9 protein-coding genes are annotated in these 10149 nt (G+C 65.3%); 5 read left to right on the top strand and 4 right to left on the bottom strand.

Features of this window, described 5'->3' with window-relative positions; genetic code table 11:
• Positions 1 to 286 precede the first annotated feature (286 nt).
• From ACJ73U_RS34985 to ACJ73U_RS34975, 3 genes are read right to left on the bottom strand one after another with little or no spacing between them, the layout of a single operon-like run.
• Positions 287 to 946, bottom strand: a complete 660-nt coding sequence (locus ACJ73U_RS34985; RefSeq protein WP_407782039.1) for a hypothetical protein — start codon at positions 944 to 946, stop codon at positions 287 to 289.
• 41 nt (positions 947 to 987) lie between these two features.
• Positions 988 to 3426, bottom strand: coding sequence for a tyrosine-type recombinase/integrase (locus ACJ73U_RS34980; protein ID WP_407782038.1), 2439 nt, complete (start codon positions 3424 to 3426; stop codon positions 988 to 990).
• Entirely contained in the window at positions 3423 to 4679 is a 1257-nt protein-coding gene (locus ACJ73U_RS34975; RefSeq protein WP_407782037.1) for a tyrosine-type recombinase/integrase, read from the bottom strand. The genes ACJ73U_RS34980 and ACJ73U_RS34975 overlap by 4 nt, the downstream gene beginning before the upstream one ends.
• Before the next feature lie 214 nt (positions 4680 to 4893).
• Here ACJ73U_RS34975 and ACJ73U_RS34970 point away from each other — a divergent pair, with 214 nt between their 5' ends.
• Entirely contained in the window at positions 4894 to 5091 is a 198-nt protein-coding gene (locus ACJ73U_RS34970) for a hypothetical protein (RefSeq protein WP_407782036.1), read from the top strand.
• 46 nt (positions 5092 to 5137) lie between these two features.
• Here ACJ73U_RS34970 and ACJ73U_RS34965 read toward each other — a convergent pair whose 3' ends face one another.
• Entirely contained in the window at positions 5138 to 6637 is a 1500-nt protein-coding gene (locus tag ACJ73U_RS34965; RefSeq protein WP_407782040.1) for a helix-turn-helix domain-containing protein, read from the bottom strand.
• A gap of 126 nt (positions 6638 to 6763) precedes the next feature.
• On the opposite strand from ACJ73U_RS34965, the gene ACJ73U_RS34960 reads away from it, so the two are divergent.
• The 4 genes from ACJ73U_RS34960 to ACJ73U_RS34945 form a co-directional block, all read left to right on the top strand.
• A complete protein-coding gene (locus tag ACJ73U_RS34960) occupies positions 6764 to 7132 on the top strand; it encodes a hypothetical protein (RefSeq protein WP_407782035.1) in 369 nt (122 codons plus the stop codon).
• A gap of 23 nt (positions 7133 to 7155) precedes the next feature.
• Positions 7156 to 7623 carry a hypothetical protein gene (locus tag ACJ73U_RS34955; protein WP_407782034.1) on the top strand — a complete coding sequence of 156 codons (468 nt, stop codon included), beginning with the start codon at positions 7156 to 7158 and terminating at the stop codon, positions 7621 to 7623.
• Positions 7624 to 8606: 983 nt separating this feature from the next.
• Complete coding sequence (locus tag ACJ73U_RS34950; RefSeq protein WP_407782033.1) at positions 8607 to 9617, top strand: hypothetical protein; 1011 nt, start codon at positions 8607 to 8609, stop codon at positions 9615 to 9617.
• Positions 9614 to 10149, top strand: a 536-nt coding sequence (locus tag ACJ73U_RS34945; RefSeq protein ID WP_407782032.1) for a hypothetical protein, incomplete at its 3' end; no start/stop codon positions are given. The genes ACJ73U_RS34950 and ACJ73U_RS34945, both read left to right, overlap by 4 nt.

Below are 10149 nucleotides of genomic sequence, written 5' to 3'. Positions count from 1 at the left end.
TGCTTAACCGAAGTGATCTTGATCGAATAGTCTCGACCCTGCCTCGTTCGTAGCTCACGGACGGTGACCGACTCGGCCTTCGGAACAGTTTCCCCCGGGCGTGTCGTACACAGGAACCGTGGCTGGTCAGGCCATGCTCGACCGGCCAGTCGAGAGCTAGATGTCGGCCGCGTCGAACTGGGCGGGGCGGCCGCGTTGCGAGCAAGCGTGTTAGAACGTCAAGCTTCTGTGCCGCCGCAGCCACGGTGTGACCTCGATCGCGACGACCTCCCCCTAATCAACGTCCTTAGCTTCCTATGGCGTGCTTAACGGCAGCCTTAGCAACTTCCAGCCCGATATCCTTTGCAGTATCAAGAACCCATTTTCCTCCCTTCTTGAGTGCGGCCTTCAGGGCCTTCTCATTGTTTTTTCCAGCTGCGATCTCCGCTTCCGCAACAGCCGCGATAGCCATATCTTGCTCAGGGGTGTCACTTTTGTCGCGCAGTGCGATACGGAGAGCCCGAAGCTCTGCCTGGAGATCTTGAAGCGATGAGCCAGGGGGTAGCCAAGAGGACATCACAATACCTTGTGCGCCATCCCCTTTGGCTCCCACCGTGTCGCCTGAGCGACTTGTACTAACGTCACCGTGAATCGTTCCATGGAGTTGCACGATTGAGGATTCTCCAGTGGTCACAACATACTTCGGCATCGAAATGTTATCGGTTTCGAGGTCGTACTCATTGTAGTCCTCCAGGGCTACCCAGAAGTCATCTGACGTAATCCTCATTAGACCGACCGGTGTTAGGCAGATATAATAGTTCGAAATTCGACGATCGCACCAGTCGCCGTACCCGTCTCCCGGGAAGGCCAATGCCCAAGGCTCGATCGCGAGAACCTCGATCCAGTCATATCCGATTAGACCACCGTCGTAGCCCTCAATGCGTTCGATGCGGAAAAGTGGCTCCATGGTCGGTTAGTGTAGTTCGCGCAGGGGCCCAACCCCTCCACCTACGACGACCTGTTGACAAATGTCGTCCGGGACACCGTAGCCGGGGTACGGCTCGACCGTCCGGTCGCGAGTCGAGTGTCGGGCATGCCCAGGTTGACAGTCGCCTTGCGGACGGTGCGCATGGCCTCGAGTTTCTGTGCCGCGGCGGCCATGGTGGTCTCGATCGCGGCGACCTCGCCCAGCCAGCCCTGTTCTTTCGCCTCGTCCAGGCGATCGACGAGGTTGGCGTGGATCTCCTCCAGCCGCGGCAATTGGGCTGGGTCAACCCGGAGGAGCGGGCATCTGACACAGGCGCTTTCGTGCGCACAAGGGGATCCATAGTCACGACCGCAGGTTCCCAATGCGACTTTCCGCAGCTCGAAGTGGGCGAGGAACTGGTCCCACTCGGCGGCGGTGAGGTCGCGGTATTCTTCGCTGGGACGTTGGGCGCGGCGGCGGGCGATGAACGCACGGTGGTGGGTGATCACGTCCTCGGGGTAGATGGCGGCGTAGCCCATCGTTGTGTCCACGGTGGAGTGTCCGCAGAGCTTGGCGGCGACGTGCGGCGGCAGGCCAGAGCGGATGGCGTCGGTGACGAAGATCCTTCGGAAGTCGTGGGGCCGCCACTCCAAGGGCTGGTCGGCGGCGGTGATCTGCGCGGCTTGGGAGGTGGCGACGAGGCATTCGCGGATGTAGCTGCGGGTCAGCGGCCGGTCCTCGGTGCCGAACCGCCGTTGGAACAGAAACGGCATCGGCGGGCTCCAGGTCTGTTCGAAGACGTCGTAGGCGGACACTAACGGCAGCGCGGCGTTGCCGGCGCGGACCCGGAAGATGATCGCGGTCAACACTTCCGCCAGTTCCGGGGAGACTAGGAGCAGCCTCTCGGAGTCGGTCTTCGAGGGGGCGACCTGCAACATCGGCACGACCTCGCCGGTCGTGGGCAGCGTGTAGGTAACGAAGCTGTGGTGGGTCAGCTCCAGCATCTCCTCGATGCGGATCCCGGTGTGCCGCAGCACTTCCACGGTCGCCCAGGACCAGAACGCGGCCGACTCCTCGTGGCTGAGGTCGCGGCGCTTGCTGGTGGCCAGATCGAGGGCATAGACGCGGCCGGACTCGCCGACGCGGCAGCGCTCGAACTGCTCGCCGCATGCAGTGAACCGGTCACCAGCAGGGATCGCTTTTGCGATGTTGATGCGTTCCTCGGCGTCCTTGCGTTGCCGGTCGACGGCCTGCGCCAACGCTGGGAGCAGCGGCAGTTGGGTGCGGGTCCGCTGGTCCATCCGGGCTTTGACCCGCGCCTGGACCTTCTTCCGGGTGACCTCGCTTGCCTTGATCGGGCAGGGCGCGACCCAGTGAGCCCATCGGGCGGGGTCGTCGGCGGCCCAGCGGGCGATGTCCTCGTAGAAGGCCCGGACGAAAACCAGTTCGCTGCGGTAGTTGACCCGCGGTCGCATGGGGTTGCCGTCGGCGTCGCGGATGTGGGCCAGCCGCTCTTTCCAGGCTTGTGCGACCTCGGAGGCCAGTCGCAGCGAGTCGATGCCGGGGTGGTGGATCTCCAGGTCGCGCCAGAACAGCCGACAGAGGTTGCGGGCGACCGAGCGCAGCGAGGTGTGGTCGAGCTCAGGGGAACGCTCGGTGAGGTACTCGACGAGCAAGTCGCGAACGGGTCGGCACTGGATGCCGTAGGCGTCGACGATCTGCTCGACGCTGCGTCGGCCGTCCACTCGCAACGCTCGCAGCCGGTCGGGTGCCGTGGCTGACAGCACCCCGGCCTTCTTCAGCAGCGCGTAGAACAATGGACGGCCGGCGCTGCCCCGAAAATGGTGTTCCTGCAACGCTTTGGTCAGCTCGACGCAGTCGCCCACGGTGATGTCGGCGACGCTGCCGCCTTTGCGGATCACGATCCAGGTGAGCTTGTTCAACGCGTCCGACCTGGCGTAGCGGGCGGCGTCGTGGGCATCGCGCTCGACGCGGGCGAAGCCGTCGGGGTCGATGGCCTCGCGGGCCTCGGCCAGCATCAACACCTGGCGCTGCCGCAGCAGCCACCGGTAACCGGGCCGGATAGCCTGTCCAGCCACCAGCATCGTCACGCCGCAGTTCAGCTCGTCGCGGTGGTAGCCCCGAGGCTCGGCGATCCCCTTCAGCGGCAGATCGGCCCAGTCGAAGCCGGCGGCGTCGGCTCCGCTGGCCAGCCAGCGGTCCTGCCAGGTGTCACCGGGCAGCCGCTCCAGCCAGTCCAGCACCTTGCCCAGGCCGCGCCGCCTGGCCTGGTCACGGGCGACGCTCGGCCCCTTACCGGCGAACAGGTGCAGCAGTCTCTCCACCAACGCCTCGCGCGTCTGGCGGGTCTGCCACCAGCTGTGTGCGCCCGGCCGCGGCTCCCATTCGGCCAGCTGTCCGGCGTCAGCAAGGTCTGCTCCGGACGCGACGACGGTGGCGTCGACAGTCGTGCTGCTCACCGTGAGCCTCCCTCGGTGGGCGCGGTGCCGAACAGGGTCGCCAGCACCTCGGGCCGATAGCCCGGCGCCGGCGGCGCTGGCGGCCGTTTCCGTTGAGCACGCTGGCGTTCGTGGTGAGCCAGAACGTTGGCGATGACCTCCTCGGGGGTGGGCGCGGTGTAGATCTCCGTCGTGGTGATGTGCGCGTGACCCAGTACCCACTGGACGTCGGCCAGGGTGAGGTCGGGGTCGCGGACCATCCGCTTGGCCGCCGAGTGCCGCAGGTCGTGGAGAGTCCAGTTCGCCCCCAGAGCGGCATTGGCCTTGGTGAACACCATCCGCGCCGCGTCGTAGGTCAACGGCCGGAACGGCCGCCGCAGCGTCCACCACAACGGCTCGTCCGGCCCCTTCGGCGCCAGGCCCAGGGTCTCCTGCTGGTAGAGCCGCAGCCAGACGAACGCGTCCGCCGAGGCCGGCAGCCGCTGCAAGGCCCGGCTGCCCTTGCGGACCACGCCGATCACCTGCTCCCCGGGCTCCACCAGGCCCTGGCGCACGCCCAGCAATTCGGAGGCACGTGCTCCAGTGGAGATGTAGAACGCGAGCAACGCCCGGTTCCGGTGGCACGTCAGCGCCGCGAACAGCTCGTTGAACGCCTGGTCCGGGATGCTCCGCGGTGCCGGCTTGGGTTCCTTCGGCTGGTACGACGCGCGACGGGACGGCCGGCGGAACGGTCGCATCGGATTGTGGTGGGCGTTGAGATGCTCGCCCTCAACGCCTCGGGTCTTGGGGAACGGGTTGACCAGCGGCCGCCCATGGGCCTCCCGGTGGTACTCGTAGAACGAGCGCACCACCGCACGCGCGTGTCGCCGGGTCCGTGCCGCGTAGTTCTCGCCTTGTGTCGCCTTGCCCGTCACCGGGTTCACCGACCCCGGCGCGGGCGCGTCAGCCCGCCGCTGCCGGGCCGGCTTCTTGCTCATCTTCAACCACAATGCGAAGTCCCGGGCCTCCAACCGACTGGCCAGGAACCAGGGGATCCCCACAGCGCGAAGGAATCTGAACCAGGACAACAGCTCATACGCGTACGAGCGCAGGGACGCCGGGCTCGCGTCGTCGGCGAGCATGTGGCGGAGGAACTCGGTGACCGCCGGTTCCTCGTCGCCGTGTTCGTCGACCAGCCGGAACGGCAGCAGCCGGTCTCCGGTCTCCTCGACCCTCCCGATTCTGGCGACCGTCAGGGCCGCCACATCCCTGACCGCCGTGCCGCGTTCCGCCATCCCAACCTCCACGGGCCGTCTTCTCTGACGGCACGGGATCAGAGCAGAAACGCCTCATCACTCGCAGTGACTCACGAGGCCCGACCTTGCCGAGATCAGGCCGAGTCGTCACTGTCGGTCCACATCGAGGAAGCCCAGGAGATCCCCGAGTTAGTTCGGTCAACGGGACATTCGTTGTCCGAGCCTCCGTCTGGATCCGTCAGCGCGATCGCGGTTGGTCGAGATCATCGCGAACCTTCGCGACCGCATCACCGAGGCCAAGCTCAACGGCTGGCTCGGCGAGGTCGCCGGGCTCGACGCCAGTCTCCAGGCAGCGGCCCGCAAACTGGTCAGCCTGGATCGCATGCGCAACCGCTTGCCACTCGGAACGATCGATCTCGGCATCACACCGGTCATCACCGACCCTCGCTGACGAGCGTCGCCGAACGCCGTCTTTAGGGACGAACGTCTCGGTGGCTTCAGTTGTCCGTGGGGCGCTCCGGCTCGCGTGGTCTCGTGAGTTCGATCGCCTTCACGCTTTCAAGCACGAGGGCCAGGGCGGCGCGCAAGTTGACCGGGCGCCAACCCACGTTGATGTCGAGCGCTGTGGGCACGGCGCCCATGCCGGCGCTGAGGTTCCAGCCGTGGGGTAGGCGCACGAACAGCTTGGGGTTGTGGTCTAGCGGCTTCTTTCGACTGGGCTTGGAGTTGGGACGAACCGACGACTCGCTGTCTTCGATCTTTGGGTCAGGCCCGAGCATCGCTTTCCGAGTCGTGACCACGTCGAACGAGCGCACTCGAACATGCCGTCGCCACGGTCCCCAGACCAACTCCATGACCCCGGCATCATGTGGCTGCGGAGCTTGCACTTGTAGCCAGACGTGTCCTTGCCAGTACCAGGGGAAGTTCGGTGAGAACCTGCCGTCTGAGGTGCGAGTGGCATTCTGGAAGTCCTCGACACGATCGATACCGAGTCGACCGTCCGTCTCGTAGATCATGTCTAGCCGCGCGAGTGCGTGCGCTGCGTTGGGGACGCGACCGCTGGCTTCGAGAGTCTCCAGCATCCTCGTGCTGATGGGACTGTTCGGGTCGTATTCGCTGGCTTTGTCAGCGACGTCGCTTCGGCTCAAGCCGCGTGCGTCGCGAATGGCTCGTACCTGCTCCGGGGTCATCATCAGTTGGCTGACGAGTTGGCCTTCGGCGTCGGTCACGGCGTTCCCCGGTCGCCGGGTGGTCGCCAGTGTTTCGGATTCGAGCGCTCGTGCGGTTGGCACGACCGGCCGCATGACCCCGAAATGCGCAGATACCTGGCTCCAGGTTACGTTGAACCAGCTCGCTGCCCGGCGTATCCCGGCCAACATCGAGTGTGGTTCGGGTCCCTCGTCGGACGCCAATGGCTGGAACATCGGCGCGTGGCCGCCGATGACATCGCGAGCCGCGACCATGGTGAAGCCCAACTCGGTAGCGACCGTCTCCGGAATAACGCCGCGGCCGAAATCGGCCCAGCCTTCGCCGTCGAAGGTCACGGTCAGCGGCGGGTTCGGCAGGCTGGTGGGAGAATGGACGAGTAGGCCCCCGGAGTTGGCCGGGATCGTGAATGTCTTGTTGAACGGTCCGAACTCCAGCACGACTCGCTGATCGACGTTCCTGGGCTGGTTGCGCATCCAGGCCCAGACCGACCCGGTCGGAAGCTTGAAGTTGTGGAACCAGGTCGCATGGGCTGGCAGGGCCGTCACGGAGGCCGCCGTTCGCCACATGCCTTCCATAGCGGCGATCTCGTCCACGGACAAACCGAGCGCCTTCGCCATCGCCGTCACGGCGTACGGGCTCGAGGGAGTTCGTTTGTCATGCTCCCACTGTGATAGGGCCGCAGGCTCCACGCCAATGCGTCGGGCAACCTCGGCGCCGCTCAGACCGCTATACGCGCGCCATGCCTGTAGAACTCGGCCTGGTGTGACGGTCGAAGAGGTTTGGTTCATGACCAGCAGCATGTCGTCCGAGGTCGGGAGGGGCAAGGCGGATCATTAACGGAATTTCCCCGCAGCGTGCGCCCAGCGGTCGGCAACCCGACGATATCTGCAACAGGCCCCGCGGGGGGCGCAGCAATGAACGGGAAACAAGTGAAAAATTCCAACAACAATGGCCAGAAGTCGGTGGCCCAGCGGTTCAAACGCACCATTGGTGTGCTTGTCACGGCCGGTGTGGTAGGCGCAGGCGGGCTGGTAGTGACCGCGCAGGCCGCCGAAGCCGCGCCGGTCTGTCGGGTCACCCAGGGCTTCAACGTGTCCACCGGCGGCTGCGACGGCGACGGCAGCCGCGGGTCGGATCGCCTCGCCATCGTCTGCCGAGTCGTCGGGTCGTACTTCGAGTACAACCGCTACTCCAACTGGCACGGCCGCAGCGAGTGCTGGCAGGAATGGCTCGGTTGTGGCGACCAGGGCCGCGTCCGCGTGACCTGGATTCAGTCCCGATAGTTCCTCACAAGAAAGGCAACAACATGAGCGAGTTGACGGTTCCCGAACCGCGGGGCGTCGGGCGCGCCGAGGGCACGGCCGAGGTCCCCAACCCGCGTGCGCGCCGGCGGCGGATCGGCGGCGTCATCCTGATGCTGACCGGGCTGCTCGTCTCGGCGGGCGTGTTCGCCGCGCCCGCCTCGGCGAACACGCCGTCGGACTGGTCGAAGAACATCTCCGGCATCGAGGTTGGCTGGACGCATGACCACGCCTGGGTGATCGCCAGCTACGGCACCATCATCAAGGTCGGCGCCGGTGCCGTCGCCGGTGCGCTGTGCGGTGCCGCTTCGGGCGAGCCGGGCTTCCCGAACCCGGTCAGCATGCTGTGCGCCCGCACCGTCCGACAGATCGTCGGAGACCTCGTAGCCGGCCACCCCGCCCTCACCAACCACGGCATCTGGATCGCCCGCTACGTGATCGGCCGGACCGGCACCACCAGCGGGACCTGGTAACCATCCACGACACCGGCGGAACCGGTGGCGGACTCAGAGTCAGACCGCCACCGGTTCCGCCGGTTCGTTGTTCAGGTGATGCGACCAGGCAAGCACTTGGCCCGCCTATTGGGTTCCGGCTGTGCTGGATGGTGCGGAACAGAGCGAGTTCGGCGCGGGCTTGCTGCCGCAAGAACTCGTCGACGAGTTCGAGAAGCCCCGGCGCGGTGATCGCGCCCAGAAGACGCGGCCTTCGCCGGCGTCTTCTGGGGTTGTCAAGGGCTGTGCCGAGGTACAGGGAATCTTTCTGGCGGATCATGCCGTCCTCAGGTGTCGGTGCACGCACCCCCGACTGGGACGGCACCCGCCCTTCGGTTGCGCGGCCTTTGGCTGCCGTCTCGACGTGATCGGACGCACAATCGCGTGCGCGAAGATCGTGATCGCCATAAGCGACCACCTCGAACCCAAGGACCCTGTCCAGCAGCGTGAACCCGGACATCTCCGCAGGAATCAGGACCTGCGCAGTGTGATGAGAGCGAGCAGCGCAGCAGAGAGCTCAAGCGGACCGGTGGCGGTGTCCTTCAGGCCGCCGGAAACGAACCGGACGACGAGATAGGCGAGCACGAGCAAAACGGCGTCGGGGCGATGACGAGCACGAACACCACGGTCGCGGGGCTCCGTTCCAGATAGAACACCGCGTACCGCTCATCGATGTTCGCAATGGTGGAACCGAGCGCCGACTCGGACAGGTTCTGACCACGTCGAGGTGTGTTACTGTGTACGACTTGCCTCAAGGTGGCGAGAGCCGCAGCGTGGGACGGCTGCGGGCCATGCATCGACCCTAGAGGCATCTGGCGTTCGTGGATCAGTGCTCCCCATCTTCGTAACGAAACACGCCTCTGTGTCGACTGGCGGACTGCGGCATTGCCGGCTTTGCGCGGTCCAGTCTCGGAGGGAATGTGTCGTATAGAAGGACCTCGGGCGACCCTGTTCTGAGTGGAGACGTGGTCGATGAAGGCGAGGTGCTCGGCTTCGGTTATGTGCGGGCGGGGAGTCCAAGATCAGCATGCGATCGGCTGCTGCTGGTTGGAGACGGGTCGTTGGATGAGCCTCCCGCCCGTCTCGTGCCGGACAATGCCGAGTCCGTGCGGGTTCTAGCGGCGGCGCCGATGGACCGGATTCCGGACGAACGGGTTCACCGAGCCGTTGAGTTGGACTCCGGGCTTCCTGCGATGGTGACTGAGACACTTGCCCAACCTGGTTCTCCATGGTGCGAGGTCGCGGGGCCGCTCATCGAGCAGGTAAGGGCATCTCGGCACCTGGTCTGGTTGGCGGGTGGGTTCGCCCGTGACGTGCTCGGGGGTGCGGCTGCCGATGTGAACGACCTCGACTTGGCGGGCACCATGCCCCCGGGGAGGTTCACAGAGTTGACGAAACGGATTCGCAGACGCGCCGGGCTGGAGTTCCGCCCCAAGGTGTCGCCGAATACCCTCGTATGCTCAGCAGAGCCCCCAAGCGGCGGTGATCGCCTCTACGAGTACCGGACTCTCAAATTAGCGGGTCTCCGGTTTCCGGCGTCGGGCAGCGATCTTGACACTGATGCATGCTGCCGGGACTTCACAGTCAACAGCTTGTACTACGACCCGGTCGACGACATCGTGATTGACCCTACTGGGCGTGGCTGGGAGGACTTGAACGCCAGACCCCGCCGGCTGACCTCACGCAATCAGAGCGAGGATCTAGCAGACTGGGCACATGTTGTGATGCGTGCTGTCAAGTTCGCTGCGCGCTGGGCAGGAACGATCGGAATCAACGTTGACGAGTTGCGGGTCCAACTAGCCGCGCTTCCAGCCGACCTGCGAGCAAAGCTGTCGCGGTCCGCATGGGAGCGGCTTGTCCGAAAGCACGGCGAGACGTTCGAAGACGTCGGCATGGAACAACAGCTTGAGGTGGCCGAGACATTGGGGCCCGTCGCGGTCGAGTTGTTCAAGCAGATGCTGGCGGTGCGGTCATGAACGCGGGACATCGCCCCCTCAGCGACTGGGTTGGCCGTATCGATCGCGCACCTCCCACCGATGTGGGTCTGATCAACGATGGCAACGAGCGTCTCGATGCCCGCAGCCTGCCGATGTTCGAGAGCGGTTGGTTGCGGCGGATCGCGGTGCTCGACGGTGCTCCCGCGCTGGCGCTGCACGATCCATCGGATAACGTGACCTACGTCGAACTCGATGATTTCGGCGCGCCACTGGTCATCACTGAACAGGGCGCAGCGCTCATCAACCGCATCGAAGAGTCGTGGCCGCGCGCCGATCTCGACCACGCAGACCTGGCAGTCGTTGCGGAGCTTTCCCGAGAAATTCGCTACCTGCTGCTGCGCCGACTGGACAACGAGAGCTCGCCACCACCGGAACTGTTCCACACATTGCCCTGGGAACCAGTCGTTGAACTAGCCAATGCGGTTCGGACCCTCCTTGACGGAGGCCCAGCACCAGATCTGTCAACAGAAGCTACAGATCTGGGTCACTGGGTAACACCGGCAGCGGCGTC

It is taken from the genome of Actinophytocola sp., assembly GCF_045807065.1.
GTDB lineage: Bacteria > Actinomycetota > Actinomycetes > Mycobacteriales > Pseudonocardiaceae > Actinophytocola.
The sequence above is the reverse complement of the archived record's forward strand: the minus strand, read 5'-3'. Positions and strand labels throughout refer to the sequence as shown.